Origin of the sequence: Pelobacter seleniigenes DSM 18267, from assembly GCF_000711225.1 — a bacterium.
Taxonomy (GTDB): Bacteria; Desulfobacterota; Desulfuromonadia; order Desulfuromonadales; family Geopsychrobacteraceae; genus Seleniibacterium; species Seleniibacterium seleniigenes.
Genome location: NZ_JOMG01000004.1, coordinates 644,671 through 671,582, shown reverse-complemented (window position 1 = coordinate 671,582; position 26,912 = coordinate 644,671). Strand labels below are relative to the sequence as shown.

The following is a 26,912-nucleotide window of genomic DNA, read 5'->3' as shown; positions in this document are numbered from 1 at the left end:
CCTGCACATCATATATAGTGTTTAAATCCTACTAATCCAGTTATTTATCAATACCTTACCAAGTATTTGCAGAAAGGAATCCTCGATGACACAAGCGAATGCGTCAGCCGGGCCGAAGTTGTCCCAGAATGCCATGACAGTTCTCACCAAACGCTACCTGAAGCGCGACAGTGAAGGGACACCCATCGAAACCCCGGAAGACATGTTCCGACGGGTCGCAAAAGCCATCAACGCTGCGGAAGTTGCGGTCAACGGTAAAAAGGCGGACCACGAAGAAGATTACTACCGGATGATGACCCAGCTCGACTTTCTTCCAAATTCCCCGACTCTGATGAACGCAGGCCGGGAACTGGGGCAGTTGTCCGCCTGTTTTGTCCTGCCGGTCGGCGATTCCATGGAAAGCATCTTCGAGGCCATTAAAAACACCGCCCTGATTCATAAAAGCGGCGGCGGCACCGGCTTCTCCTTTTCCCGTATCCGCCCGGCCAACGACGAAGTGCAGTCGACCAGCGGGGTGTCTTCAGGACCGATCTCCTTCATGCGGGTCTTCGACGCTGCCACTGAAACCATCAAACAAGGCGGTACCCGGCGTGGGGCCAACATGGGGATCCTGCGGGTCGACCACCCGGATATCATGGATTTCATCATGGCCAAACGCGACCAGACCATCCTAACCAACTTCAATATTTCGGTTGGCCTCACCGAGGCCTTTATGAAGGCGGTGGAAAAGGATCAGGATTACGACATCATCAACCCGCGCAACGGCAAGGTGATGAAAAAGCTCAACGCCGCCAAGGTCTTCAACCAGATCGTCGATATGGCCTGGACCAACGGTGAACCCGGCATTATCTTCCTTGACCGTCTCAATCGCGACAACCCGACTCCCCACGTCGGCGAAATCGAGAGCACCAATCCCTGCGGCGAGCAACCCCTGCTCCCCTATGAATCCTGCAACCTCGGTTCGCTGAACCTGACCAATATGATCAGCAACGGCGATGTCGACTGGAAAAAACTGGAGCAGACCGTCCGGTTGGCAACCCGGTTCCTTGACAACGTCATCGAAGCCAACAAATACCCGCTGCCGGAAATCGATGAAATGACCCGATCCAACCGTAAAATAGGTCTCGGCGTCATGGGTTGGGCCGACATGCTGATTCTCCTCGGCATCCCCTACAACAGCAAGGATGCCATCGCCCTAGGTGAAAAGGTCATGAAATTCATCAATGACAAATCCCATGAGGAGTCGATCCAGCTGGCAGCAGAACGCGGCGCCTTCCCCAACTTCAAAGGGAGTATTTTCGATAAAAAAGGCGCCGACAAGATTCGCAACGCCACCTGCACTACTATTGCGCCGACCGGTACCATCTCCATCATCGCCAACAGCTCCAGCGGCGTGGAGCCGCTGTTTGCAGTTTCCTATGTGCGTCAAGTGCTCGACAACAATCGCCTCATCGAAGTCCATCCGCTGTTTGAAAAGATCGCCCGCGAGCGCGGTTTCTACAGCGAAGAACTGATGCAGAAGATTGCTGAAAAAGGCACGGTTCAGGGGATGGATGCTGTTCCCGAGGATGTTCGCCGGGTCTTCGTCACCTCCCACGACATCACTCCTGCAGACCATGTTTTGATGCAGGCCGCGTTCCAGAAATACACCGACAACGCGGTCTCCAAAACGGTCAACTTCTGTCACGACGCCAGCCGTGAAGATGTCGCCACCGTGTACCGGATGGCCTACAAGGAAGGCTGCAAAGGGGTGACTATTTACCGTGATGGCTCCCGCGACATGCAGGTTTTGTCCGTCGCCAAAAAAGAAGAAGAAAAGAAAAACGAGGCGGTTATTCCGATGGAAAGCCGTAAAGCATCCCGCAAACGGGAGCGGCCGCGGGCGCTCACCGGCTCCACCTATCAGATGGAGACCGGCTGCGGTCCCCTCTATATCACCATCAACCAGGACCAGAACGGCCTCTTCGAGCTGTTTACCACCATGGGCAAAGCCGGCGGCTGTGCAGCGTCCCAATGTGAAGCCATCGGGCGGTTGGTCTCGCTGGCTTGGCGTAGCGGGGTGCAGGCCCGTCAGGCGGTCAAACAGCTGATCGGGATCACCTGCCACAAACCGGCCGGGTTCGGTGACAACCGCATCACGTCCTGCGCTGACGCGGTGGCCAAAGCCATTGAGCTGCACATGCTCAATGATGAAGAGAGCCCGACCCGCTTCGTTAATAACGGCGGCGCCTGCCCGGAATGTGGCGGCCCGATCGAACATGAAGGCGGCTGCTGCGTCTGCCACGCCTGCGGCTATTCCGAGTGCGCCTGAGCTAACAGCACAGGTCAGCACATTTTCAGGGGGCAGCGTCCGCTTCGCTGCCCCCTGATTTTTTATTTGCCTGGCAGGGTGTTGAAAAACGTTTTCGAGGCAGCAAGGACAAGGAAAAATTGCCGAAGAAGCGCAGTTTACATCCAGTAAATGAGGATTTTGAGGCTATTTTTAACGCAGTAATTGCAACGCAGATAATTTTTCAACACCTTGCTATAGCAACCCCGTTGGAAGGAAACCTATAATGGACACAACGATCCCCCCCTGCCCGGAATGTCGCTCGGAATACGGCTATGCTGATCGCGACCTGTTGATCTGCCCCGAATGCGGCCACGAATGGCTCGCGATCAAGCAGACGGATACTCAAGACAGCCCCCAGTTTAAAGATGCCAATGGCAACATCCTGGTCGACGGGGACACGGTCACCGTAATCAAGGATCTCAAGGTCAAAGGGAGTTCCACCGTGGTCAAAGTCGGCACCAAAGTCCGGAATATTCGCCTGACCGAGGGGGATCACGATATCGACTGCAAAATCGACGGGATCGGGGCGATGAAACTGAAATCGGAATTTGTTAAAAAGGTATAACGCCGATGTGCGATCGTCCGGAAGATAAGCCACAGACCGATGACGCCGCCTGGGAAGATCTTTGTCATCAATGCGGGGAATGCTGTTTCGAAAAAACCATCAATTCCCGCGGGAAGATCCTTACCACCGCCATCCCCTGTCGATTTCTGGATATTCACACCCGCCGCTGTCGCATTTATCCCGACCGCTTCAAACATGAAGAGGACTGCATCAAGTTAACCCCGGAGAATGTCGCTGAGCTTGATTGGTTACCGGAAGGGTGTGCGTACCGGAATCTTTCGGATAAATAAATATCCAATTCCACTATTTCAGATAGATAGGAAATATCCTCAAAAGCGCCACTTAAAGAATTGAGCCTGGCCACCCCCATCCCGACCTTCCCCCATCAAGGGGGAAGGGGCACAACACTGCCATAGTCAATAACGGCTTGATGATGTTGGATTTTGGGCGAGTACGGAACAAAATTCCGTCAAGCCAGCGACTCTTCCAATTCCGCAGCCCCTCTGTCCGCCAGTACGTGAAGCAAAGCTTCTCGTCGGGCGCATTCGACGACGCCGCGGTCAGTCGCGGCCATGCTCCGTGATTAAATGCCACGGTGACCAACCCTGCCCAAGAATCAACGACCAACGAGCAGCTATCCCGCACCTGGAGTAAACGAAACTCCCGAGCATTCTAAAGGCCATTTTTTTTCCATCTTTTTGTTGGCCTGGACAAAAAGATGGTCAGCGGCGGGGCCGAGACCCTGCGACTTTGACTTTGATTTCAAGAATTTGAAGATCTTCGGCATAAACGGTCACAGTGCGGTAAGGTCGATCTCACCCCCATCCCGACCTTCCCCCATCAAGGGGGAAGGGGCACAACACTGCCATAGTCAATAACGGCTTGATGATGTTGGATTTTGGGCGAGTACGGAACAAAATTCCGTCAAGCCAGCGACTCTTCCAATTCCGCAGCCCCTCTGTCCGCCAGTACGTGAAGCAAAGCTTCTCGTCGGGCGCATTCGACGACGGTCAGGCCAGTTGCGGCCATGCTCCGTGATTAAATGCAACGGTGACCAACCCTGCCCAACTATCAGCGACCAACGAGCAGCTATCCCGCACCTGGAGTAAACGAAACTCCCGAGCAGCCAAAAGGCCATTTTTTTCCATCTTTTTGTTGGCCTGGACAAAAAGATGGTCGGCGGCGGGGCCGAGACCCCGCGACTTTGGCTTTGATTTCAAGAATTTGAAGATTTTCGGCATAAACGGTCACAGTGCGGTAAGGTTGGTCTCCCCCTCATCCCGACCTTCCCCCATCAAGAGGGAAGGAGCATGACACTGTCATAGTCAATAAATAGTTGGCAATGTTGGATTTTAGATGAGTAAGGAGCGAAATTTCATCAAATCTGGCAGGTCACACCCCGGCAAACGGATAGCCCCTGTTACTTGTACATCGCCGGCGCCTTAATCCCCGGTACGATTTTCTTTTTGTTCTGCTCCAGCGGCCGATAAACAAACTCCCACTCCAGATACGTCTGCTTACCGACAAAATCCTTATCCTGGTCACTGAAACCATCTTGCTTAAAAGGTTTTTTCAAGGACGTGGAACGAACCCCCATAATTCCTCCGCCTGGGGCTTGAATAATATCCCAGTCCGCTCCGGTCATGGGATCAGGATAGGAACGACGCAAATGCCGGGTCGGTTCCAGAAAGCGTGGGTCCAGCAACAGATCCGTCAATTCCGGCGGATACTTTTTCAGGACCTTGCCGGTTTTCTGGACAGCGTCATAATAATGACCGATGGCCTTGCGGATCTGCCCCCCTTTCCAAAGCAGATCCTCCTCTTTGCTTCTCTGCACGATCGTTTGCCAGCTTGACCCGGCAATCCCCGTCAACAGGCCCACCAGCGTCACAATGACCAGCAGCATCAGCAAAACAGCGCCGCGCTGATTCGACAATGCAGATTTCATCCTGTTCGTTTCAACCTGCTTCATCTCAATACGTACCTGGTCTGTCACCAATCCTGATAAGGGGTATCATTCAACCCGATCAGATCGCTTCCGCTACGGACATCAAAACAGCCTCCCTCAGCCACTGCACCAGATTCTCCCGGTTCCGGGGCAACGCATTTCCAACTGTCTTCAGTTCGGGTAAACGGATCGCGGGGAATTCCCCGCAGGTATTTGTTTTCCACGAGTTGATCCAAACTGTCCGGGTAGCGGGCATGGTCGGAAAAGTAAGCATCAATAGCACGCCGCATCTGAAACAGGTCCTCTGCCAGCACGGTTTCCTGCGCTTTGATCTGGCTTCGTTTATAGCTGGGAACCGCAATCGTCGCCAGGACCGCCATGATCAGCATGACAGCCAGCAGTTCGAACAGGGTAAACCCCCGTTGATTCTTGAGAATTGAGCAGCGTAATTCAGTCATTCACCAGTCCCTGTAATAGGTTCCATCAAGAGCGATCTCATCACTCTGGCTATAGACATCATAAACATCCTCCCCCCCCCAGACTGAAGAGTCGGCTTCATCAGTATAGGAACGCAGGCCCCAGCCTTCCTGGTCGGTATCAAACGGATCCCGGGGAATTCTGCGCAAGTACTTTCGGGGATATTGATACAACCCCCCCCAGTCATTTCCGGTCAACAGAGTTTCCAGTTCCGCCGGATAACCCGATTCGCCAACCGTCACAAAGATCTTTTTCTCATTGGCGGCCTTATCATAATCGGTTTTATATTCGTCCAGCGCGGAACGAATCTCGCGCAAAGCCCGGCGGAGTTCCAGTTCCTTGGTTCTCTTGACTGTGACCTCCGCCATCGGCAGAACTGCAGTGGCCAAAACGGCCAGGATCGCTAATGCAATCAGCATCTCGATCAAAGTGAGTCCGGCTGATTGTTGTAAACGTCTGAGCATTCGGGCAATAGCCTTTAATTTACGATCGTCAGGTAATAGCCAGCAACGTTCGGGCTCAGTTCCTGCCCCCGGCTATTGCTCATTTGCAGTACAGCAGGAACAAGCTGTGTTTTCCCTGGCGCAAGCGCTTTCAATTTTAAGGACAACAGCTGCCCTCTGCCGGAGACTGTCGGACCAGCTGTTTTTTCCAGAGCAACAAGTCCTTGCTGTGGGTCAACGGAGACCGAAACCAACGCGTCATCAAGGGTCCGAAACAGAGATCCCGGACTGGCATCAACCAATTCAAACAGGGCTGGATCATAACTCAGGTGCAGAGTCAGATCAGCCAGATCATCCGTGGTTCTGATCTCCAGACCGGCATTCACCACATCACCGACAGCCAAAGCGGGCGGCCCCAGCAAAAAAACCTGCGCTGCGGCCGGAGGGGCAATAATCGCTCCTTCTGCAGGGATATTCTCTTCTATCAACGGCTCAGGTACAGCCATGGCTGGTGGCGGCGGCTCCGGGATATTCATCGCATCCGGTGCTGGTGCTGGTGCTGGTGCTGGTGCTGGTGCTGGTGCTGGTGCTGGTGCTGGTGCTGGTGCTGGTGCTGGTGCTGGTGCTGGTAAAGAGGGTTGCTCGGGTGACGGAGTTGTCAAGCCCTCGGGCGCAGCCGCTGTGCCCTCCTGGATACCCCCTTGCCCGTTGGCATATTCGTCAGCAAAGGTTCCAAAGTTACGTCCGAATTTCAGGTCATCCTCTCCGCCCGACCAGATGCTGGCCGTGTCCCCTTGGGGGACCGAAACAAACTTCACAATGTGCGGGGTAATGGAGAGCAGAATCTCCCGCTTGATTTTGCTGTGATCGGTCCCGTTAAAAATTTCCCCGACCACCGGAATATCCCCCAGCAAGGGGATTTTGTTTTTGGTCGATGAATTATCATTCCTGATCAGGCCGCCAATGATGGTCTGTTCACCGTCGCGCAGGGTTAAAGTGGTGTCGGCATTGGTCGAGGAGATGGTGATAACGGCCGTGCCGTTGGTGGTCTTCTCCCGCCCGGAGACGTTGCTGACTTCCAGCCCCAACTTGGTGACAATCGTCTTGTCCAGTTGGATGGTCGGTTCAACATCCAGTTTGACGCCGACATCAATGTATTGGACATTTTCCGAGGTCAGCGTGTCGTTAATGGTCACCGTGATCACCGGCTCCCGGCTGCCGACATGCACCTTGGCCTTCTCCCGGTTTCTGACCCTGATTTTTGGGTTGGCCAGGACTTCAGCATTGACCAGGGTTTTCAGGAAACGGAACGCCGCGGTCGGGATGGAATAAAATGGATCGAGGTTTTTGGTGAAGTCAACCAGGTTCGCGGTACTGCCCCCGGCCGACAGTCCTGCATCGGCGATCTTACCACTGTTCTCCACGCTCAGTCCCGCGCCGATGGAATAGTTGCTCAGTTTCAGACCGAGTTCGCGAGTGTCGCTGTGGTTGACTTCAAGCAGTTCCAGATCAAAGACGACTTCGGAGCTACCCCGGTCATTGGCTTCGATCATTTTCTGGGCCAGCTTGATGACATCGGGCTGGTCGCGAATGACAATGGCGTTCAGCTCTTCCTGGACATAGATTTTTCTGACCTGCAGCATGGTTCGCAGCAGGTTGACCGCCTTTTTGGCATCAATATGGGACAGGTAAAAGGTCTGGATAATCTGATCTTCAAACTGTTTTTGCTTATCCCTGGTTTTTGGAAACAAAATAATGGTTTTGCTGTTGAGAATCTTTTTGTCGAGCTTGTTCATCCGCAACAATAATTCCAGGGCCTGGGCAAAGGTGGCCTGCTCCAGGAACAGCGTGGTCTTGTCGTTACGAATATCTTCATCAAGAATGAAATTGATGCCGGACAGCCGGGTCAGGATATCGAACACATCCGGAAGCTTGGTGTCGCGAAAGTTCAGGTTAATCGGCTGGGTTGACTTGACCTCCAGTTGAACCCCGTCTACCAAGGCGAACTGACTCTGTTTGATTTTTTGTTGAATCTTGAGTGCGGGTTGATAGTCCGGTACCAGGGAAAGGGCCTGATTGACCGCTTCGCGGGCCTGGTCCAGGCGGCTGTTCTGAAGCAAGGTTTCGGCCTCATCAACCAGCTCCCGGGCCTGGAGATAAGCGTTTGCGGTTTGCAGGCCGTCCGTCGCAGCAAACAGAGACTTGTCCAGTTCGGCAGCTAACTGATATTCACGGATGGCGTCACGATAGTGCTGATGAGCGAAAAAATCATCGCCGCTTTTCTTGTGCTCCAGCGCCGCCCGGTTGCGGGCCTGATTCAATTTGAGCCTGAACTGAGGCTCGCCCGGATTTTTCTCGACCGCGGTAAGCAGTTCGGCCACGGCCTGATCATAATTCTCCTGTTCAAAAGCCTGCGCTCCCCGGTTGAAAGATTTCTGCCCGGCCACACAACCGGCAAGCAGGAAAGACAGCAGTAAAACCGGAAGAATTAATCGGAACCTCCCGTAGTATTGTCTGTTCAAGGTCATAAGCTCTCCATAACGCAAAAAGCACGACGGCAATCAATCTTCATCAATTCATCGCTCCGCCCGGCACCAGCATGATCCCCGGTTGATTGGTTTGTTCTGGCTGAGAAGGAGCCGCAGGTGGCTCCTGTGCAGCGGGTTGTCCCGGCGGCTGAGTCGGTCGCCGGGGGTCGACTTCCGGGTCAGCGGGGGCTTCAAAACCCGGCCGACCTGATTGAAATTTGACATTGGGAATCCGCTGCGATTTGGCTTCTCCCAAAGCCAGCACCTGGGTCTGGCCGGTCGACAACCGCTTCAAAGTAATTTTTTTGCCATCGATGGCTTCAACCTGCAATTCCGGACCAAACGTTTCGCCGGGGCTGACCAGGAAAATCTTATCGTCCCGATCCGCCAGGAACACGGTAAAATCATTCCCCTTTTTTAAAAACCCCAGAACCTTGAGCGCCGGGAAAGGATCAGGCAAAACCGGCTGGATCGGCCGGGTGATCACTTGCGGCGGCGGTGGAGTCATCCGTGGCGGTGGCGGGCGGTGAACCACAGGTTTCGGCGTGACGGGTTTCGGCGGCAGATAAAGGGGGCCGAACAGATTTTTCTGCGGTGGCTGATAAGCCGGAGCGGGCGAATGCTTAAAATTAAGGTCAGCAACCGCGGGGGGAACGGTCAGGCCCTGCCCGGGCTTCCCAGGAGCAGCAGGCCTGTCCGCCCGCTTGCCGCTGCTCGCGATGCTGCGCTGCCTGGGCGTTGCCCACCAGGCGTAAAGGATTGCTGCCGCCAAGAGCAGCACCAGAAGCGTCAGTATCCGGGCCCGGCTCATGTCGCTTCCTCCCTGAAATACGTGGCCAATTGAATTCGCAAACTGACTGTATCCTCGCCCCGCCCGGCCCCTTCCCGACCGGACAGAGAGATGTTTTCAATAATCAGGATGCGGTCGGTATTCTCGAGCAAATAAAGGAATTTTTTGACATCGCCATAGTCACCATCGACGGAGAAGCTCAAACCATAACGGATATCGCCAATGGCCTCGTCCCCTTCGGGCCGATAACTGATCTGATGAATCATCAGACCGGATTGATCGGCCCAGGAAAACAGCTCGCCGACAAACAGGGAAAACTGGTTAATCGCCGGAATCAGTTCCTGAAAACGCTGCAGGTTACTCTTGAGCTGTTCCGCGGTGGAGACCGGAACGCCACTACGGGCGAATTCAAGCTGACGCTCACGGACTTCCTTCTGCAGGCGCAGCTGTTCATCCTGCAGCTCACTCAGCCGCGGAGCGACAGACCAGCCGTGGACCGCTCCCAGGGCGCAGATCACCAGCAGCAAAGCGCCGACACAGATCACCTGACCACGCCGTTGCTCCCAGACCGTTTGCAAGAGGGAAAATTTCTGCTGCATCAGAACACCCCCGCCAGATTGATGGAGAAACTCAATGCGGTCCGCTTGCCGCCCCGCCCGTCATCGACCTGGACTTCGCCCTGATTGATCAGGTAGGCATGTTGAAAATCCGCGCCATGGAGGTTATCCAAAAGAGCCTGCAAGCGGGACAGATCCTTGGCCACCCCGGTCAGCACCAGGGAGTTTTTCTCATAATCGGGATTAAAACTGCGCAGGCTGATGCCCGTGGGCAGCAGGTGTTCCATCCGGTCAAACAACAGGGTCCAGCGAAACGCATCCTGTTGCAACAGGATTGCGGCGCGATCATAAGCGGTCTGCTGCTGGGCCAGCCCCGCGGCGCTCTGCTGTTCCGGCCGTTTTCCGGTCAGCTGTTCCTGCAACGCCTGCAGATGGGATCGATAGTCCCGCTCCTGTTGCCGTGCAGCGAGGAAAGAACTGACCTGCCAGGTGATAATGCCGGACAGCAACAGCACCAGGACCCAGAAAATCAGTTGGGAAAGACGCCGATTCAGGTATCTGCGGCTGGCCAGATTGATCGTCAACTGCATTCAGGCGCCTCCTTTCATCATCCGCTCAGCCGCTCCCAACGCGGCCACCATTCCACTGGTGCGCTCCGCTGAGAGATGATTGCCGAAACCGTTCTGCAACTTGCTGACCGGTGAGATCAGCAGTTGTACGCTCTGCTCGAACACATCATCCACCGCGTCGAACAGCTCGCCTTGCTTGTCCCAATCCGTATGCAGGTACACCGGCAATCTGCCGAACCCGGTAAAATGGCTGCGGCAAGCCACCAGCGATCGATTCAGTTCCCGGCAGACCCCGGCCGGATCGATGTCAACGCTGCGACAGCGGCAAAAGCTGAGAACCCGATCGAAAAACACCTGTAGACTGAGCTGGGAACCGTCAACTCCGATCAGGATAAAGTCCTGCCCCAGATCAATTTTGGAGCGATAGGCGTTATACAGGCTGAGGGAATGAAAATCGATCACGGTTGCGGCATAGCCGGCCCGGGCAAACAGGTCTTCGTACTGGGCAAGAACGGCGCGTGAAATCACCGCGACCAATACTTTTTTCAGTCCCGGTTCACGTTCGTCCATGACCTGAAAATCGAGGGCGAACTGTTGGGCCTTCCCCGGCAAGGAATCCTTCAACTGCCAACGCAGCACTTCCACCCCTTCGGCGCGGCTGTTGAAAGGGGTTTCCACGTCGACCAGGAATAATTGCCCGGCCCGGTCCGGCAGCGCAACGGAAACTCTTTCATTGCGGCCGGTCAGCGGGGCGAGGGTTGTCTTCAACGTTGTGCAGAAGCCGTCTTCGTCATGGATATTCAGCTGGTTGAAATGGGCCGACAGAACCTGGCCTGCAAATGCTTCCTGCTGAGCGCCAGCCAGGGCCAATTGATGGCCACGCCGTTGAATGGCCATAGCACGCAACCCTTGCTCGCGGATATCCAAACCGATATATGTACGACGCAGCATGGCCTCTACCCTTCTGCAAAAGTGACGCGGTCGATTTCCTTAAAGGTGGTTTCGCCCCGTAAAACCTTTTCCAGCGCGGCCTGACGCAGGAAGATGGTGCCGTTCTGCAGCGCTCTTTTCTTCAGCTCCGAGATCGGGCTTTTGGCGGCAATCAACTCGCGCATGTCATCATTCATCTCCAGCAGTTCGACAATGGCGCTGCGCCCGGAAAAACCGAGCCCGCCACACTCTTTACAGCCGGGCGCTTCATAAAAATTGGCGCGGGCGCATTGTTCTTCGCTCAACCCATAAGACGCCAGAAGATCACGCTCATAGGTGACCGGGGTTTTGCAGTGCCGGCAGAGGACCCGGACCAGCCGTTGCGCCATGACACAGTTGAGACAGGAGACGAAATTATAGGGATCGATCCCCATATGCAGGAAACGCCCGAGCACATCGAAAACATTGTTGGCATGGACCGTGGTGAACACCAGGTGCCCGGTTAACGCCGACTGGACGGCAATCTGCGCGGTCTCCGGGTCACGGATCTCCCCGACCATGATCTTGTCCGGGTCGTGACGCAGGATCGAACGCAAGCCGCGGGCAAAGGTCAGGCCCTTTTTCTCGTTGACAGGAACCTGAACCACCCCCTTGACCTGGTATTCAACCGGATCCTCGATGGTGACGATCTTTTCTTCCGTGGAATTGATTTCCGACAAGGCCGCATAGAGGGTGGTGGTTTTGCCGCTACCGGTCGGCCCGGTCACCAGCACCATGCCGTAAGGCTCGCGAATCCGGGCCCGCATTCGCGCCATTTCCCGCTCGGCAAAGCCCAGCGATTCGAAGGTCAGGCCCTTCATGTCAGCCGCAATCGATTCTTTGTCCAAAATCCGGATGACCGCATCTTCACCGTAACTGGTCGGCATGATCGAAACCCGGAAATCGATGGATTTATCACCCAGCCGGACCTTGAAGCGTCCGTCCTGCGGAATGCGCCGCTCGGAGATGTCGAGTTCGCTCATGACCTTGATCCGCGAAATAATCGGGCTTTGAAAGCGGCTGTCGATGGTCTCCGTCGCCTGGTAAAGCACCCCGTCGACCCGGTATTTGATCACCACCCCGTCACTGGTCGCCTCAATATGGATATCGCTGGCGCGCTTTTTCAGGGCATCGAACAGGGTCGAATCGATCAGCCGAATAATCGGACTGGTATCAGCGGTGAGTTTGTCAATGGAGAGAACTTCATCCCCTTTTTCGGTCTCTTTGATCAGCTGCAGCTTGAAATCTTCCGAGGCCTCCCGCAGCACCCGCTGGGAACCGGCTCCGCGTTCGATCAGCCGTTCGATCTGACTTTGCGCGGCGATTTTAATCTCGAGACGGCAACCCAGCTGCAACTCCAGCTTATCCAGCACGGCAATGTCGGTCGGGTCGGCAACGGCCACCACCAGGGTATTCTCATGCCGGTCCAAGGGAACCAGGTTGTACTTGATGGAGAGATCGGAAGGTAAAGAGGCCACCAGCTCAGGATCAAGCGCCACATCTTTCAGATCAATAAAATCATACTGAAAACGCTCGGCCAGGCCCTGTGCCAATTCAATATCGGTAAACATCCCGGTCTCAACGCCGATCGTTCCAAAACGCTGTCCGGTCTGGCTTTGTTTTTCCAGAAGCAGATCGATTTCCGCAGGAGCAATCGCCCCCATATCTGCCAGGATGCGTCCAATCTGTCTGTTCTGAAACACCATAGCGGTCCTTTAGCAGATAGCTGCATAAGTCCAGCCAGGGACTCATGCAATCAACAATCGGGAAGATGACACTTTACCGATCTCAAAAATAGTCAATGAATTAAAGCTCTAAGTGCCCTCTCTTGGACCCTGCGACTGTCTGCTGCAACAGTTGCTGCTTAAGCGACGGTCCCGGCCAACTGGAAAATCGGGACGTACATCGCCACAATAATGAATGCGATCAGCAGCCCCATCACCATCATCAGCACCGGCTCAATCATCGTGGTCAGTCGGTTCAAACGGGCTTCGACAGCGGCTTCGTAATAATCCGCGATATCACTCAGCATTTCAGTCAGCGATCCGGAGGTTTCTCCGACATTGACCATGCGTAACGCCAAAGCGGGGAAGTAACCGGTCCGCCCCAACGCGTCAGACAACGCAGACCCCTCTTCAACCCGCTGAATCGCCTGGATCATGCCTTGTTCAAGGCGCAGGTTGTTCAGGGTTCCCCGCGCCATTTTCATGGCTTCGACCAGCGGGGTTCCACTGTTTAAAATGGTTCCCAGGGTCCGGGCAAAACTGGATAAGGCATAATCAATGGCCAGCCGACCAAAGAAAGGGATCTTCAACAACAGCCCGTCAATCCGCAGGCGTCCCTGGGACGTTCTTAATATCGGTTTACACAGCACTATGGCCAGAACCACAGCACCGATCACCAGATACCAATAGCGCCCGACAATATCTGAAACAAGAATCAGAATCTGCGTGATCAGCGGGAGTTGCACATTGGCGTCTGCATAAATCTGGCTGAAACGCGGGACCACGTAGAGCATCAGAAAAATCACCACCACAATGGCGGCGGTGGTCAGTAGCAAGGGGTAGAACGAGGCGCTGCGGACTTTGGCACGAATGGCCTCGACCCGCTTTTGATAGGCCAGAAAGCGCGCCAGGGTTTCCGGAAGATCGCCGGTTTTTTCTCCGGCTTTCAGCGCCGCAATGTAAAGAGGCGAAAAGGAACGGGGATGCTTGGCAAAAGCTTCCGAGAGGGAGCTGCCGCCGCGGATGTCTTCCCTGATTTCAGCGATGACATCACGAAACGGGCCTGCCTCCATCTGCTCAAGCTGGGTGTCAAAGATTTTCAGGACCGATAACCCGGAGCGCAGCAGCACCAGCAGTTCCTGGTTGAAGCTCAAAAACTGCCGACCGCTCAGCCGCACCGCCCTGCCCTTTCCTCCATCGAGAAAGGACAAATAATGTCGGCGAATCAAAAAAACGTGAAAGCCCTGGTCCTCAAGATTCTCTTTCAGCTGAAAACGAGATCCCGACTCATAGACCTTCTCGACAATACGTCCGTCGACGGTTCCTATTTTACATTGATAAGTGGGCATGATTACTCTGATTCCGGCATAAGTCGATCCAGCATACTCACTCGAAAAAAACATCAATAACGCTGTTTTATATTATTGCTGCGATATCTGTGAAAGTCAAAAGCTATTATCAATTTCGATCCAATCAGCATCTTTCATCAGCTAAATAAATAGAAGGCTGTTAAAAAAACAGGCTACTGAGTCCATGGATAGTCATTTTCAATAGCCTGATAGTTATAAACGCGGGACAACCAGCATCAGGAACCAGTCTGTAGACTGATAAGACACCTGAATATGCCAAACGCAGATTAAGGCTCAAGAATTGTCACCTGATTGCGCCCGTTTCTTTTGGACATGTAAAGTGCCCGATCCGCGGTATGAATCAGCTGCTCTTTACTGACCTGAGGGCGGTCAAGGGTCCAGCAGGCCCCGCCGATACTGATCGTCACTCTGAGTTCAACACCTTCGGAAACAGTAGCGATGCCTTCGACGCTGCGCCGCAACCGCTCGGCAAACACCCGCATGCCGGCCTGATTGGTGTGAGGGAGAACGACGGCAAATTCCTCACCACCATAGCGGGCGACGACATCCGTCGGCCGAACGGCGCACTGCACTGCTTTTGAAATATTCATCAACACCAGGTCACCGGCCGGGTGACCAAAATTATCATTCACATCTTTAAACTTATCGATATCAAACAGGAGCAGACCGACGGAAGATTGATAGCGCAAAGACCGGGCCAGTTCCTGCTCAAAAATTTCCTGGAAATAGCGATGATTATAGAGGCCGGTCAGGCTGTCGCGAAAAACAAGCTCCTTCAAGCGCGCCACCGCTTCGCGAAGTTCATTGGCAAGGTTCTGGGCATTTTCCTTGGCTTCTTTAAGCTCCAGCACCACCTGTTCATAAGACAGGTTGAGTCGGCTCAATTCTTCGTTGGCTTCCTGCAGCATCTGCGAATAGGGCTTGATCTCTCCAGGATCCAGATCGAAAGCCTCGAGGAACTCCACACTTTTGGTTGCAACATCGTCAACCAGATCACGGACTTGGTCAGGTCTGAAGCGAAAAGTTCTAAACAACTCGTGTTGCAGATGACGAACCTTCTCAGCGCTGTTGATCTCACTGTAAATTGACGCCAATTGGTCGGCAATTCTCAGAATCTGTGCGGTTTGCACATATGAATCTGGAGCAGCGACAGATTCGTGGTGAAACTTTAAAGGTTCGGAGATCCGGTCGGGCACCCCCCAGGCTTTCAACAGTGCAGCACCGACTTGTTGGTGGTCGAAGCCGAATTTAGCCTTTTCCAGATCCCGCAAAGTCCTTTCCAACAACATCCGTTCTTCCAACAGGCCGCTATATTCGCTGCCCTTTCCCAAAAACAGGATCAGAACTCCGATATCCTGGAGCAGAGCGGTGACAAAAATATCGTGATTGTCGTGTTTGAGCAGTTTGCATAGGAGTTCGGCAGCAACCGCCGTGGTGACTGATCGTCTCCAGAAGTAATCAAAATCGAATTGCCCGCTCTCCGTTCCACGCAGGTCTTTGGCAATGACAAAAGATAAAGCGATATTTTTTACGACATTGGTCCCCAGAATACTCACCGCCCGCTCGATGGTAGAAATCTCATAGGGCATCGAATACAAGCCGGAATTTGCCGCGCGCAACATCTTGAGCGTCAGGGCCGGATCCGCAGCGATAATCTGGGTCAAATCCTGCAGCGAAGCGGCTTCATCCTGCACAGTATTCAGGATCTGCACAGCAATAGTCGGTGGTGAAGGGAGCTTGATCTGCTCCTCAATAAGGCGGTCAACGTCATTGTTGCTCGCAAGTCTGGAATCCATGCAACAAACCTCCGGCCAGTTCGCATACAATAAATACAAATCTTAACATATCTGAAATGATTTCCATGGTCTTCGTTTTTACTGCTCAGTTCAAGGAATAAAATCTGGATATGCCAATAAAGTGGTTATTGGTTTTGTTTTGGGTGAGAAATACAAAATATTTACTGGTCGATAAAAAGAGGCTTTTCGGTTTCTCTCGTTGAGCAACGAGTTGTTTCGGTTCAGTAGAAAAAACTCCAAATCAAAGTCAAGGTCGCGGGGGCTCGGCCCCGCACGCCGCCCACCTTTTTGTCCAGGCCAACAAAAAGATGGCAAAAAATGGCCTTTTGATTGCTCGGGAGTTTCGTTTGTTTCGGGAGCAATATCGCTACGCGCTGGTCGCTGATAGTTGGGCAGGGTTGGTCACCGCTGCATTTAATCACGAAGTATGGCCGCTACTAACCATAACGTCGTCGAATGCGCCTGAACGAAAAGCTTCGCTTCTCGTATTGGCGGACGGAGGGGCTGCGGAATTGCAAGAGTCGCGGGTTGATGGAATATCGTCCCGTACTCGCCTAAAACCCAACACTGCCAACGATTTATGGATTATGACAGTGTCATGCTCCTGCCCCCTTGATGGGGGAAGGTCGGGATGGGGGTGAGATAACCAATTCCTTCGACAGAACCTCTTTCGGGATTCCATTCCGTCGGCCCATGGGGATGACCGTTCAAAAAAAATTTTAGAGGTTACGGTTACTCGGATGGTGTAAAGATAAAAAAAAAAGCGACCGAATCGCTGATTCGGTCGCTTGAATTTTTGATGGAGCGGGAAACGGGATTTGAACCCGCGACTTCAACCTTGGCAAGGTTGCACTCTACCACTGAGTTATTCCCGCACAGTGGTGCTCGTTGTGTTGAGCGGGTGTATGTATAGCAAAACGCTTCAACAGGTGTCAATACCTTTAGGTGCTTTAACCGATCTTTTCCAGATAATGGGGTGGCTACCCCTTTGCATTGGCTCCGGGGTATTTTAAATTTACGCTATTGCCGGTTGAGCTTGTCCGTTTAAAAGAGGCTCTGCCTCAAGCCAATGGGCCGGGATCAAGAAACACAGTCAAGCGCGGCCCCATGGATAATTCCGTCAGACAACAAAAAAAAAGCGACCGGATTAATGATCCGGTCGCTTGAATTTTTATGGAGCGGGAAACGGGATTTGAACCCGCGACTTCAACCTTGGCAAGGTTGCACTCTACCACTGAGTTATTCCCGCACAGTGGAGCTCGTTGCGTCGAGCGGGTGTATGTATAGCAAAACGCTTCGACAAGTGTCAACAAAAAATTCTTCTTTTTTACAAAAGTCTTTCCCGTGTAATTTCAGCAGGTTAATCAACGAACAAAGATTCTGAAAAACTTGAAAAAATAGTCCAACCCGGACCAGATGGTCAAAACCAGGGAAATGTAGAAGATAAAAATGCCGGCATTGTGCATTGACGGGTAAAGGAAATTAGCTTCTACCCCAAAAAACCAATAATACCGATAATGAAGCAGCAATCCAACAATGGCGATCATCTGAAAGATGGTCTTGTATTTCCCTAAATTGCTGGCCGCAATGACGATCCCTTCGGACGAAGCGATCGACCTGATTCCGGAGACAATAAGTTCCCTGGCCAGAATCACGAAAACCGCCCAGGCCGGGACGCGATCAAGGGGGATCAGCATAATCAGGGCAGCCATAACGATCAGCTTATCTGCTAAAGGGTCAAGGAATTTCCCCAGGATGGTCACGATCCCCCAGCGCCGGGCCAGGTATCCGTCCAGCCAGTCGGTCACGGACGCAGCAGTAAACACCACTGCAGCCCAGAAACAGTTTTCCCTCGACTCAAAAAGCAACAGCAGGACAACTGCCGGCACGGCAACAATACGGGATAAGGTCAGGATATTTGGCAGGTTCAACAATTCTCTTGTTCGAGTCATCAGAATGTACTCTCATTGCGGCGGTAGAAATCGAAATAATGCCTGACCCGCTTGATGTAATTCCTGGTTTCCTCAAAAGGGGGAATTCCACCATATTTGCGTACCGCATTGGGGCCGGCATTATAAGCGGCAAGAGCATAATCCAAGTTCCTATTGAAAGAATCAAGCATTTTTCGCAAGTACATGGAACCGCCGTAAATGGATTGAGAAGGATCGAAAGGATTATTAACCCCAACTTCCACAGCGGTTTCCGGCATCAGTTGCATCAACCCTTGGGCGCCACGCTTGGAAATGACCTGCGGATCAAAGTCACTTTCGACCTTGATAACCGCCTTAATCAAGGCTCGATCCAGTTGAAAGGTCTCAGCGCTGTGAGCGATGAGCGATTCCAGCCGATAGCGGTCCCCCTCGGTCCGGTAAAAACGATATTCCGATGAAGTCGGGACATTGGTGAAATGAACCCCTCCGTTCGCATCGACATAGCGATAAATACCGGCAGCGACAATATTCGGCAAAAACACCAAAGCAACCAGAAAATATATTGAAATCAATCTCATATCAGCAAACATGAGTAATTTATAACCTTGCCCCTAAGCAGAGTCAAGCGCCATTGTACCGGTCTATTGCTTGACAACCTTGAAAGCCCCGCCGATAATGCCGCAGACGTGCTGATATGCAAATAATAACGGTCGGTTTCGGCCGGGAGAAAACAATGAAAATAGAAACTGACTTTTTGGTTATCGGGAGCGGTATTGCCGGGCTCACCTATGCTCTGAAAGTTGCTGATCGGGGCACGGTTTCGCTGGTAACCAAGCGGAATATAGACATTACAGCAACCCAGCTGGCACAGGGTGGAATCGCCACGGTCTTTTCAGAAGAAGACAGCTTTGGGGCCCATGCAGAAGATACCATGGTCGCCGGAGCCTGGTTGTCCAAGCCGGAGATTGTCGAGCTGGTAGTCCAGTCCGGACCCGCGGCGGTCGGTGATCTCATCAATTGGGGCGTTCAGTTCAGCCGCAACCAGGACAACGAGTATGATCTCACCCGGGAAGGCGGCCACAGCCACCGCCGAATTCTCCATGCCAAGGATGCCACCGGCCGGGAAATTGAACGCGCTCTTGTTGAAGCGGCCCAACAGCACCCCAATATCACTCTCTTTCAGGATCATATCGCGGTCGATCTGATTACCGAAGCCAAAGTCCTCCAGCGGCCGGTCTCTCCCAACCGCTGCCTCGGCGCCTATATTTTTGATAAAGAGAATGAAGAAGTCGTCACCTTCGGGGCACGTTTTACGGTTCTAGCCACGGGCGGAGCAGGAAAAGTCTATCTGTATACCTGCAATCCCGACATCGCCACGGGTGACGGCGTAGCCATCGGCTGGCGGGCCGGTGCGGATGTCGCCAACATGGAATTCATGCAGTTTCACCCCACCACCCTGTATCACCCGAATGCAAAATCATTTCTGATCTCGGAGGCGGTGCGCGGCGAAGGAGCCATCCTCAAACGTTCGGATGGTTACGCTTTTATGGCTGATTATCATCCGCTTAAGGATCTTGCCCCCCGCGACATCGTTGCTCGAGCCATCGACAGCGAGATGAAAAAATATGGTGACGACTGCGCCTACCTTGATATCACCTATAAAGGAGCGGCCTTCATCAAAGACCATTTCCCGATGATCTATGAAACCTGCCTGCAATACGGCATCGACATGACCCGCGAACCGATTCCTGTGGTGCCGGCAGCGCATTACCTTTGCGGCGGGTTGCGCGTCGACCAGGACGGAGAAACCAACATTGACAATCTGTTCGCCATCGGCGAGGTCGCCTGCACCGGTCTGCACGGAGCCAACCGCCTGGCTAGCAACAGTCTGCTTGAGGGAGTTGTTTTTGCTAAAAGAGCAGCACAATTATCCCTGGAACGATTCGACAAACAATACCCCCCTAACCCACCGGTACCGACCTGGGATAGCGGTAATGCCACCGACAGCGATGAAGAAGTCATTGTCGCCCACAACTGGGATGAAATCCGCCGCTGCATGTGGAATTACGTCGGTATTGTCCGCTCTGACAAACGCCTGCAGCGGGCCATGAACCGGATCCTGCTGATCCAGCAGGAGATCGACGAATACTATTGGGATTTCCTGCTCACTTCAGACCTGATCGAACTGCGCAATATCGCCACTGTCGCCAAATTGATCGTTCAAAGCGCTCTCTCCCGCCACGAAAGCCGCGGCCTCCACTTCACCATTGACCACCCGGAGCGCGATGATCAAAACTTCCAGCATGACACCATCATCCCCGGCGCCGAGTACTGCTCGTCCGGAAGCTAAAGGACTGCCCCTTGGATATTGATACAATCCGCACCAGGATCAACGAACTCGACGATGAATTGCTGAGAATTTTCAATGAGCGAGCCACCCTCGCCCTGCAGATTGGCCAGCTGAAAAAGCAGCTTGATTTGCCGATTTACGATCCCCGCCGGGAAAAACTGATCTTTGAACGGATGCAGCTGAACAATCAGGGACCGCTGGAAAATTCCGCAATTATCCGGCTGTTTGAACGGGTGATTGATGAAAGCCGCAGCCTGGAACGCGCCCATGCCAATCGGCGAGCAGAGAGCCCTCCGCAGCTATGATTACCTGAATGAAGACAAATCATTGCGGTATACCAGGGAAATCGCCCTTCCCCTGACTTGATCGCAAAAGCCCCGAGGCGCAGTTTTGCAGCAATCTTCTTAAGGAGAACGCCAGACATGCTGGTCATCATGAAAAAACGGGTTATGGAACATGAACTTGAAGAGGTGAAACAATACCTGGTTGAGCAGGATTGCGATTTCCACCAATCAACTGGTGCCGACCGGATTATTCTCGGGGTCGTCGGTGCGACAAACAACATAGATTGCGACGAGTTAAGAAAAATCCCAGGGGTGCTGGATATTTATCGAATTCCCGCTGAAGAGTAAAAAAAATCGGGACAGCGCGACTTAAGCGCGTCCCGATTTTTTTTATTTGATGAGAAAAAGCGCTTACGCTCCGACAACTTCGGCCTTAGTAAAAACCGCCCGCAGAATTTGCCCGCCGCCTTCAATGGCTTCACGAGCGCCTTCTTCGCGATCCACCAGGGTTACAATGCCCACAACATTCAGCCCCTCTTCTTCGGCACGTTCCACCGCTTTCATGGAGGAACCGCCGGTGGTGGTCACGTCCTCAACAATCACGACCTTTGATCCCGGCGGAAGGTTTTTGCGCCCTTCCAGCCATTGCCCGGTACCATGCCCTTTCGGCTCTTTGCGAATAATAAACGCATGCACATGATACCCTTCCAACTGGGCCGCAATCGAGGTCGCCGTCGCAATCGGGTCTGCACCGAGGGTCAGTCCACCGACTCCGACCACCTGATCATCAATTTTTTTGACCTCATTCCAAAAAGCCTGTCCCACCAGCAAGCCACCGCGAGCATGCAGGGTGGTCTGTTTACCGTCGAAATAAAAATTGCTTTTCCGCCCTGAGGCCAAGGTGACCTCGCGTTCCTCATAGGAAAGCTCACGGATAATAGCCTTCAGTTCATCTTTTACGCTCATCACCAACCTCCTTGATTCTATATCAGCAAGTATTCCAAATTATTCAATTTTTTCAAAAAAGGCCCAGCTGATTGGTATCTTTCAGCCGGGGGAATTTAACCGGATAGTTGCCGCTGAAGCAGGCTTCACAGAAATCGACCTTGTGGTCGCCGAATTTAGCCAGCGCAGCATGCAGCCCTTCCAGGCTCAGATAGCTAAGGCTGTCAGCGGTGATATAACGGGCGATTTCTTCAATGGTATGGGAAGCGGAAATCAGCTCTTTGCGCGACGGCGTATCAATCCCGTAAAAGCAGGGGAAACTGGTCGGCGGACTGGAAATCCGCACATGCACCTCTTTGGCTCCGGCATTGCGAATCATTTTGACGATTTTTCGCGAGGTGGTTCCGCGAACAATGGAGTCATCGACCACGACCACTCGTTTGCCTTCAATGATTTCACGCACCGGGTTAAGTTTCAGCTTGACTCCAAAATGGCGGATCGATTGTTGCGGTTCAATAAAAGTCCGGCCGACATAATGGTTACGGATCAGCCCCAGCTCAAAGGGCAGACCGGCCTCTTCCGCATAGCCCATTGCCGCTGGCATTCCCGAATCAGGGACCGCCATGACCAGATCGGCATCGACCGGATATTGCTGCGCCAACTGGCGACCGAATTCTTTGCGCACCGGATAAACCATCCGGTTGAAAATTCGGCTGTCCGGCCGAGCAAAATAGATATATTCAAAAATGCACGGTGTATTGCGGGATTCCTGCTGAAAGGGAAAATAGGATTTCATGCCGTTTTTATCAACAATGATCATCTCACCCGGCTCTATTTCCCGCAGATATTCGGCTTCGATCAGATCGAAAGCGCAGGATTCCGAAGCGACCACAAAAGCGCCGTCCAGCTTGCCCAGGCTCAGTGGCCGGAACCCATTGGGATCGCGCACCGCAATCATCCGGGTTTCGGTCAGAAATGCCAGGCTATAAGCCCCCTTAACCTGATTCAAAGCCTCGATGACCCGTTCAATCAATGAATCAGACTGCGCCCTAGCAATCAGGTGGATAATCGTTTCAGTGTCCGCAGTGGTCGAAAAGATTGAGCCGCTCTGTTCCAGGGTGTTGCGGATCTCCTGGGCATTGACCAGGTTGCCGTTATGAGCCACAGCAATACTGCCCCGGGCATAATCAACCATGATCGGTTGACAGTTCTTCATGTCGTTGCCGCCGGCCGTCGAATAACGGACATGGCCGATAGCCGAACTCCCCGGTAGCCGTTCGAAAATATCGTCCCGCTTGAAAACGTCCGCCACCAGCCCCATACCCAGATGGGCCTTCAAGCGCATACCGTCTGAAGCGACAATACCGCAACTTTCCTGCCCGCGATGTTGCAAGGCGTAGAGCCCGAGATAGGTCAGATTGGCTGCTTCCGGGTGGCCGAAGATTCCAAAAACGCCACATTCTTCGTGTAATTTATCAAACATTGAGCTTAAGGCTCCTTTTTAAGGTCACAACAACTCTTTTTCAATAAACCGGACCGCATTCTGATACAACCACAAGCCCATGCCATCTTCCGGCAGTTCTTCACGGGTCCAGCGCGGATGGTGGGTACGGTGGACAAAAGCTTCAGGGTGCGGCATCAGACCGAACAACCGACCACTCGGATCACAGATACCGGCGATGGCTGCTTCGCTGCCGTTGGGATTGTCCGGATAGTTCATGGTCGGCTGAAGAGTAGCATCGGCATATTTCAAGACGGTCAGATGATTTTTCTCAAGCTGTTCCAAGGTGGTGGCATCAATGGTAAGAAATTTTCCTTCCCCATGTCGGACCGGCAAATAAAGCTCTTCGAGTCCGGAGGTATAAACACAAGGAGAATCCTGGTCGACTTGCAACCGGCACCAGCGGTCTTCAAAGCGTCCGCCGTCATTATAGGTCAAAGTGCAGGTCTGGCGATAGTCCCCGTTTAAAGCGGGCAGATAACCCATTTTCACCAACAACTGAAAACCGTTGCAAACCCCCATGACCAACTTCCCGGCAGCAATAAACTGCTTGAGCTGGTCGGCAATGGAATCCCGGCTGCCCTTGACCGGTGCATACAGCAACCGATTAGCTCCGGCTTTGGCGCTGCCAAGGTCATCGCCATCGAGAAACCCTCCGGCCAGATTAAGAAAATGATAATCGCTCAGTTGCACACGCCCGGCCAGCAACTCGGCAATGTGGACAATATCCGCTTGCGCTCCGGCAAGCCGACAGGCATGCGCAACTTCCCGTTCGCAGTTGGTTCCATACCCGGCGATAACGATTGCTTTGACTTGACTCGCCATACTACATCTCCCGCAACGGCGCTTGCCACGCCTCTTTCAACGTTTCCAACGACTCATCAACCAGAAGCTGTCCCTGCAGCCCGTGGATGGTCAAGGTCTGCTCTGTGCAGACGGTACCGATCAGAGAACAACATTGACCGACAAAAAGCTCTTCAAAAGCCTCCCGATCCTGCGGGTGAACGGTCACCAGCAAACGGCTTTGCGACTCGGAAAAGAGCAGGTTATCTTCGCGTTTGACCTGCTCCGCCGGCACCGCCTTCAGATCGATGTCAAGCCCGTACCCGCCAGCAAAAGCCGCTTCGGCCAGGGCAACCCCGAGACCACCGTCGGACAGATCGTGGCAGGAGGCAACCAACCCCTGCTGCTGGGCCTGATTCAGGGTTCGATAGCGTAACAGGGCCTGTTTGGCGTCGACCTGTGGGACATTCCGTCCCAAGGCGCCGTATTCGGCATAATATTCCGAACCGCCCAGTTCATCACGGGTCATGCCCAGCAGATAGACCAGATCGCCCGGGCGCTTGACATCCATGGAGGTTGCCTTGCGGACATCGTCAATTTTGCCAATGACTGAAAACAGCACGGTCGGCGGGATGGAGATCTTGCTCTCACCGATCTGGTAATCGTTTTTCATCGAATCCTTGCCGGAAATAAGCGGAACCCCGAAAGCGACACAGTAATCGTAAAGAGCCTGGTTGGCCCGAACCAACTGCGCAGCCTTGTAGGCACCATCAGGCGTCTTTTCACTCTGCACCGGGTCGCACCAGCAGAAGTTATCCAAACCGGCAACATGATCGACATTGCCACCGACCGCAACATAGTTGCGTAAGCCTTCATCAATGGCACAGGCCATCATATGGTAGGTATCGATATCGCTGTAATTGGGACAGATCCCATGGGCGACCACAACCCCTTCAAAGGAGTCCAGCAAAGGTCTGAACACTGCGGCATCGGAAGGTCCATCATTGGTCACCCCGGTCAAGGGTTTGATTACGGTCCCCGCCTGCACTTCATGATCGTAACGTCTGACCACGGATTCTTTGGAGCAGATATTCAACCGGGAGAGCAGCTTGTGGAGTTCAGCGCCCATATTTTCCGGTTGCATCAGCACCGGTTCTTCCAGGCCCTTGGGTTGCCACTTGGCGCTAAGCACCATCTGCGGCAGGCCGTCATGGATAAACTCCATACTCAGGTAGGCAACGGTTTTCCCCTGGTAAAGGCAATGGAAATAACCGGAATCGGTAAAGACGCCGAGATCGCTGGCTTCCACGTCCATATCGGCAGCCAGCTCCATGAGCTCAGCCAGTTTGTCCGGCGGAACCGCCAGGGTCATACGCTCCTGGGCCTCGGAAATGAGGATTTCCCAGGGTCGCAGTCCCGGGTACTTTAACGGTGCCCGGTCAAGGTGCAGTTCAAAGCCGCCGGTATCTTCGCCCATTTCACCGACCGAGGACGACAATCCGCCCGCGCCATTGTCGGTGATCGAGTTATACAGCCCGCGATCCCGGGCCACGATCAGGAAGTCAAACATCTTCCGCTGGGTAATGGGATCGCCGATCTGCACCGCGGTCACCGGCGAGCCTTCGTGCAGTTCCTCAGAAGAGAAGGTCGCGCCGTGAATTCCATCCTTGCCGATGCGACCACCGGTCATGACAATATGATCACCGACCTGGACCTTTTTTTCATGGCAGGGTTTGCCGTTGAGCATTCGGGGCATGAAAGAAGCGGTCCCGCAATACACCAGCGGTTTGCCGGCAAAACGGTCATCGAACAGAATCGAGCCGTTCACCGTCGGGATACCACTTTTATTGCCGCCGTGTTCAACGCCTTCGACAACACCTTCGAAGATCCGCCGCGGGTGCAGCAACCGGGCCGGAAGTTCTTTTTTCATAAAGGGAGAAGCAAAACAGAAGACATCGGTATTGAAGATCAGCCGGGCACCCATGCCGGTTCCCATGCCGTCGCGGTTGACCCCGACAATGCCGGTCAAGGCGCCGCCGTACGGATCAAGGGCGCTCGGCGAGTTGTGGGTTTCAACCTTGAAGACCACGCTCCAATCGGAGTTGAACTCAATCACCCCGGCATTGTCTTTAAACACCGACAGACAAAAATCCTTGTCCCCGAGGTTTTCCCTGACTTTGGCAGTGGCCCCCATGATATAGGTTTTAAACAGAGAGTCGATGACCTCACGGTTGCCTTCCTGGTCTTCATACTCGACTTTGGCAGAGAAGATTTTATGCTTGCAGTGCTCGCTCCAGGTCTGGGCAATGGCTTCCAGTTCAACGTCGGTCAGTTCCGCCCCGAGTCCAATCCGCTCCCGCTCGGCGACGACCTGGGGATCGGCAATGTGCCGCTGAATACAGGCCATCTCCTCCAGGTTGAGGGCCAGCATCCCCTGCCGGCTGATTTCGAGCAGTTCACTGTCCGGAATATCCAAATTCATGCTGGTGACCGCCGGAGCCGTATCGCTGACAACTTTAGGAACAGTCGCCGGCACACCGGTCTGCGGATCAAGCTCTGCAGCACTGAGGATGGTCCAGCGCTGAATCAGCCCGTTCGCCAGAAAGTCCCGCGCGACTTTTTCGGCAAGGGCCTTATCAGTCAACCCGCTGAACAGATATTGAGTCGAGGTATACACCCCTTCTCCGGCGGCAAACGGTCGCCCGGTCAGGTACTGGATCGCCTCTTTTGCGGTCCGTCCGGTGTTATCTGTAACCCCGGGGCGATAGCCAACCTCGATCAACATATCAAAATCATCGGCCAGGGGCTTATTGATGGCGTATTCCTGGATAACGGGGTCTGAAAACGGACCCGCCGCCACCTTTTCCACCTCTTCATTGCTCAGTCGGGTATCAACGGTGTAGACGTCCAGGGTACGCACTGCTTTGACTTTGAGCCCCAAATGTTCTTTGAGCTCCCTTTGTACCCTTTCCCCACGGGCATCCTTGACACCCGGTTTAAAGCCGACAACGATTCTAAAAGCCATTTACTTGCTCCATCAGTTTAAATTC

24 protein-coding genes and 2 tRNA genes are annotated in these 26,912 nt (G+C 53.5%); 6 read left to right on the top strand and 20 right to left on the bottom strand.

The genetic code is table 11. The features are described from left to right. Positions 1 to 85: 85 nt before the first annotated feature. The 3 genes from N909_RS0120060 to N909_RS0120050 all read left to right on the top strand — a co-directional run bounded on the left by N909_RS0120060 (position 86) and on the right by N909_RS0120050 (position 3,187). Entirely contained in the window at positions 86 to 2,311 is a 2,226-nt protein-coding gene (locus N909_RS0120060; protein WP_029917917.1) for a vitamin B12-dependent ribonucleotide reductase, read from the top strand. 244 nt (positions 2,312 to 2,555) lie between these two features. After that, positions 2,556 to 2,897, top strand: a complete 342-nt coding sequence (locus N909_RS0120055; protein WP_029917916.1) for a zinc ribbon domain-containing protein YjdM — start codon at positions 2,556 to 2,558, stop codon at positions 2,895 to 2,897. A gap of 5 nt (positions 2,898 to 2,902) precedes the next feature. Continuing rightward, a complete protein-coding gene (locus N909_RS0120050; RefSeq protein ID WP_029917915.1) occupies positions 2,903 to 3,187 on the top strand; it encodes a YkgJ family cysteine cluster protein in 285 nt (94 codons plus the stop codon). Positions 3,188 to 3,907: 720 nt separating this feature from the next. Here N909_RS0120050 and N909_RS0120045 read toward each other — a convergent pair. The 16 genes from N909_RS0120045 to N909_RS0119970 all read right to left on the bottom strand — a co-directional run bounded on the left by N909_RS0120045 (position 3,908) and on the right by N909_RS0119970 (position 18,577). Further along, the gene (locus N909_RS0120045; protein ID WP_029917914.1) at positions 3,908 to 4,138 is read right to left on the bottom strand and encodes a hypothetical protein; all 231 of its coding nucleotides are present in this window, start codon (positions 4,136 to 4,138) and stop codon (positions 3,908 to 3,910) included. 179 nt (positions 4,139 to 4,317) lie between these two features. Further along, positions 4,318 to 4,833: a type II secretion system protein gene (locus N909_RS0120040; protein WP_162179143.1), complete on the bottom strand. Its 516-nt coding sequence runs from the start codon at positions 4,831 to 4,833 to the stop codon at positions 4,318 to 4,320. A 56-nt stretch (positions 4,834 to 4,889) separates the two neighbouring features. Continuing rightward, positions 4,890 to 5,303: a type IV pilin protein gene (locus N909_RS0120035; RefSeq protein WP_029917912.1), complete on the bottom strand. Its 414-nt coding sequence runs from the start codon at positions 5,301 to 5,303 to the stop codon at positions 4,890 to 4,892. Then, positions 5,304 to 5,786, bottom strand: coding sequence for a type II secretion system protein (locus N909_RS0120030; RefSeq protein ID WP_029917911.1), 483 nt, complete (start codon positions 5,784 to 5,786; stop codon positions 5,304 to 5,306). A gap of 14 nt (positions 5,787 to 5,800) precedes the next feature. After that, a complete protein-coding gene (locus N909_RS0120025; RefSeq protein ID WP_051689980.1) occupies positions 5,801 to 8,293 on the bottom strand; it encodes a secretin N-terminal domain-containing protein in 2,493 nt (830 codons plus the stop codon). 43 nt (positions 8,294 to 8,336) lie between these two features. Continuing rightward, on the bottom strand, positions 8,337 to 9,104 hold the full coding sequence (locus N909_RS0120020; RefSeq protein WP_029917909.1) for a hypothetical protein: 768 nt from the start codon (positions 9,102 to 9,104) through the stop codon (positions 8,337 to 8,339). Continuing rightward, a complete protein-coding gene (gene pilO / locus N909_RS0120015; protein ID WP_029917908.1) occupies positions 9,101 to 9,682 on the bottom strand; it encodes a type 4a pilus biogenesis protein PilO in 582 nt (193 codons plus the stop codon). The genes N909_RS0120020 and pilO overlap by 4 nt, the downstream gene beginning before the upstream one ends. Continuing rightward, positions 9,682 to 10,230 (bottom strand): PilN domain-containing protein, encoded by a 549-nt coding sequence (locus N909_RS0120010; RefSeq protein WP_029917907.1) that lies wholly within the window; start codon positions 10,228 to 10,230, stop codon positions 9,682 to 9,684. Before N909_RS0120010 ends, pilO begins: the two co-directional genes overlap by 1 nt. Further along, positions 10,231 to 11,160 carry a type IV pilus biogenesis protein PilM gene (gene pilM / locus N909_RS0120005; RefSeq protein ID WP_029917906.1) on the bottom strand — a complete coding sequence of 310 codons (930 nt, stop codon included), beginning with the start codon at positions 11,158 to 11,160 and terminating at the stop codon, positions 10,231 to 10,233. Positions 11,161 to 11,165: 5 nt separating this feature from the next. After that, positions 11,166 to 12,884 (bottom strand): GspE/PulE family protein, encoded by a 1,719-nt coding sequence (locus tag N909_RS0120000; protein WP_029917905.1) that lies wholly within the window; start codon positions 12,882 to 12,884, stop codon positions 11,166 to 11,168. Between the two features lie 158 nt (positions 12,885 to 13,042). Further along, positions 13,043 to 14,251, bottom strand: a complete 1,209-nt coding sequence (locus tag N909_RS0119995; RefSeq protein WP_029917904.1) for a type II secretion system F family protein — start codon at positions 14,249 to 14,251, stop codon at positions 13,043 to 13,045. 287 nt (positions 14,252 to 14,538) lie between these two features. Further along, entirely contained in the window at positions 14,539 to 16,068 is a 1,530-nt protein-coding gene (locus N909_RS0119990) for a sensor domain-containing diguanylate cyclase (RefSeq protein WP_029917903.1), read from the bottom strand. An 800-nt stretch (positions 16,069 to 16,868) separates the two neighbouring features. Next, positions 16,869 to 16,943: transfer RNA gene (locus N909_RS0119985), tRNA-Gly, on the bottom strand. Positions 16,944 to 17,242: 299 nt separating this feature from the next. Then, positions 17,243 to 17,317: transfer RNA gene (locus N909_RS0119980), tRNA-Gly, on the bottom strand. 115 nt (positions 17,318 to 17,432) lie between these two features. Further along, positions 17,433 to 18,020 carry a CDP-diacylglycerol--glycerol-3-phosphate 3-phosphatidyltransferase gene (gene pgsA, locus N909_RS0119975; RefSeq protein ID WP_029917902.1) on the bottom strand — a complete coding sequence of 196 codons (588 nt, stop codon included), beginning with the start codon at positions 18,018 to 18,020 and terminating at the stop codon, positions 17,433 to 17,435. Next, entirely contained in the window at positions 18,020 to 18,577 is a 558-nt protein-coding gene (locus tag N909_RS0119970) for a lytic transglycosylase domain-containing protein (RefSeq protein ID WP_051690019.1), read from the bottom strand. The genes pgsA and N909_RS0119970 overlap by 1 nt, the downstream gene beginning before the upstream one ends. A 155-nt stretch (positions 18,578 to 18,732) precedes the next feature. Here N909_RS0119970 and nadB point away from each other — a divergent pair, with 155 nt between their 5' ends. The 3 genes from nadB to N909_RS0119955 all read left to right on the top strand — a co-directional run bounded on the left by nadB (position 18,733) and on the right by N909_RS0119955 (position 20,981). Further along, positions 18,733 to 20,349, top strand: a complete 1,617-nt coding sequence (gene nadB / locus N909_RS0119965) for an L-aspartate oxidase (RefSeq protein ID WP_029917900.1) — start codon at positions 18,733 to 18,735, stop codon at positions 20,347 to 20,349. 11 nt (positions 20,350 to 20,360) lie between these two features. Further along, complete coding sequence (locus tag N909_RS0119960; RefSeq protein WP_029917899.1) at positions 20,361 to 20,654, top strand: chorismate mutase; 294 nt, start codon at positions 20,361 to 20,363, stop codon at positions 20,652 to 20,654. 117 nt (positions 20,655 to 20,771) lie between these two features. Then, on the top strand, positions 20,772 to 20,981 hold the full coding sequence (locus tag N909_RS0119955) for a hypothetical protein (RefSeq protein WP_029917898.1): 210 nt from the start codon (positions 20,772 to 20,774) through the stop codon (positions 20,979 to 20,981). 63 nt (positions 20,982 to 21,044) lie between these two features. On the opposite strand, the gene pyrE is transcribed toward N909_RS0119955, so the two are convergent. The 4 genes from pyrE to N909_RS0119935 are packed head-to-tail and all read right to left on the bottom strand — an operon-like array spanning position 21,045 to position 26,887. After that, complete coding sequence (gene pyrE, locus N909_RS0119950) at positions 21,045 to 21,599, bottom strand: orotate phosphoribosyltransferase (RefSeq protein ID WP_029917897.1); 555 nt, start codon at positions 21,597 to 21,599, stop codon at positions 21,045 to 21,047. 52 nt (positions 21,600 to 21,651) lie between these two features. Beyond that, positions 21,652 to 23,061: an amidophosphoribosyltransferase gene (purF, locus tag N909_RS0119945; protein ID WP_029917896.1), complete on the bottom strand. Its 1,410-nt coding sequence runs from the start codon at positions 23,059 to 23,061 to the stop codon at positions 21,652 to 21,654. Between the two features lie 24 nt (positions 23,062 to 23,085). Beyond that, positions 23,086 to 23,904, bottom strand: a complete 819-nt coding sequence (locus N909_RS0119940) for a phosphoribosylformylglycinamidine synthase subunit PurQ (RefSeq protein ID WP_029917895.1) — start codon at positions 23,902 to 23,904, stop codon at positions 23,086 to 23,088. 1 nt (position 23,905) lies between these two features. Beyond that, positions 23,906 to 26,887 (bottom strand): phosphoribosylformylglycinamidine synthase subunit PurS, encoded by a 2,982-nt coding sequence (locus N909_RS0119935; protein ID WP_029917894.1) that lies wholly within the window; start codon positions 26,885 to 26,887, stop codon positions 23,906 to 23,908. Positions 26,888 to 26,912: the final 25 nt, after the last annotated feature.

Excerpts from the sequence above, each read along its gene's own strand:
- N909_RS0120030 (WP_029917911.1), bottom strand. The coding sequence starts at position 5,786 with ATGCTCAGACGTTTACAACAATCAGCCGGACTCACTTTGATCGAGATG.
- N909_RS0120035 (WP_029917912.1), bottom strand. The coding sequence starts at position 5,303 with ATGACTGAATTACGCTGCTCAATTCTCAAGAATCAACGGGGGTTTACC.
- pgsA (WP_029917902.1), bottom strand. The coding sequence starts at position 18,020 with ATGACTCGAACAAGAGAATTGTTGAACCTGCCAAATATCCTGACCTTA.
- N909_RS0120050 (WP_029917915.1), top strand. The coding sequence starts at position 2,903 with ATGTGCGATCGTCCGGAAGATAAGCCACAGACCGATGACGCCGCCTGG.
- N909_RS0120045 (WP_029917914.1), bottom strand. The coding sequence starts at position 4,138 with ATGCCGAAAATCTTCAAATTCTTGAAATCAAAGCCAAAGTCGCGGGGT.
- pilM (WP_029917906.1), bottom strand. The coding sequence starts at position 11,160 with ATGCTGCGTCGTACATATATCGGTTTGGATATCCGCGAGCAAGGGTTG.
- N909_RS0119935 (WP_029917894.1), bottom strand. The coding sequence starts at position 26,887 with ATGGCTTTTAGAATCGTTGTCGGCTTTAAACCGGGTGTCAAGGATGCC.
- pilO (WP_029917908.1), bottom strand. The coding sequence starts at position 9,682 with ATGCAGCAGAAATTTTCCCTCTTGCAAACGGTCTGGGAGCAACGGCGT.
- N909_RS0119955 (WP_029917898.1), top strand. The coding sequence starts at position 20,772 with ATGCTGGTCATCATGAAAAAACGGGTTATGGAACATGAACTTGAAGAG.
- nadB (WP_029917900.1), top strand. The coding sequence starts at position 18,733 with ATGAAAATAGAAACTGACTTTTTGGTTATCGGGAGCGGTATTGCCGGG.
- N909_RS0120055 (WP_029917916.1), top strand. The coding sequence starts at position 2,556 with ATGGACACAACGATCCCCCCCTGCCCGGAATGTCGCTCGGAATACGGC.
- N909_RS0119940 (WP_029917895.1), bottom strand. The coding sequence starts at position 23,904 with ATGGCGAGTCAAGTCAAAGCAATCGTTATCGCCGGGTATGGAACCAAC.
- N909_RS0120010 (WP_029917907.1), bottom strand. The coding sequence starts at position 10,230 with ATGCAGTTGACGATCAATCTGGCCAGCCGCAGATACCTGAATCGGCGT.
- N909_RS0119995 (WP_029917904.1), bottom strand. The coding sequence starts at position 14,251 with ATGCCCACTTATCAATGTAAAATAGGAACCGTCGACGGACGTATTGTC.
- N909_RS0120020 (WP_029917909.1), bottom strand. The coding sequence starts at position 9,104 with ATGAGCCGGGCCCGGATACTGACGCTTCTGGTGCTGCTCTTGGCGGCA.
- N909_RS0120000 (WP_029917905.1), bottom strand. The coding sequence starts at position 12,884 with ATGGTGTTTCAGAACAGACAGATTGGACGCATCCTGGCAGATATGGGG.
- N909_RS0119990 (WP_029917903.1), bottom strand. The coding sequence starts at position 16,068 with ATGGATTCCAGACTTGCGAGCAACAATGACGTTGACCGCCTTATTGAG.
- N909_RS0120060 (WP_029917917.1), top strand. The coding sequence starts at position 86 with ATGACACAAGCGAATGCGTCAGCCGGGCCGAAGTTGTCCCAGAATGCC.
- pyrE (WP_029917897.1), bottom strand. The coding sequence starts at position 21,599 with ATGAGCGTAAAAGATGAACTGAAGGCTATTATCCGTGAGCTTTCCTAT.
- N909_RS0119970 (WP_051690019.1), bottom strand. The coding sequence starts at position 18,577 with ATGAGATTGATTTCAATATATTTTCTGGTTGCTTTGGTGTTTTTGCCG.
- N909_RS0120025 (WP_051689980.1), bottom strand. The coding sequence starts at position 8,293 with ATGACCTTGAACAGACAATACTACGGGAGGTTCCGATTAATTCTTCCG.
- purF (WP_029917896.1), bottom strand. The coding sequence starts at position 23,061 with ATGTTTGATAAATTACACGAAGAATGTGGCGTTTTTGGAATCTTCGGC.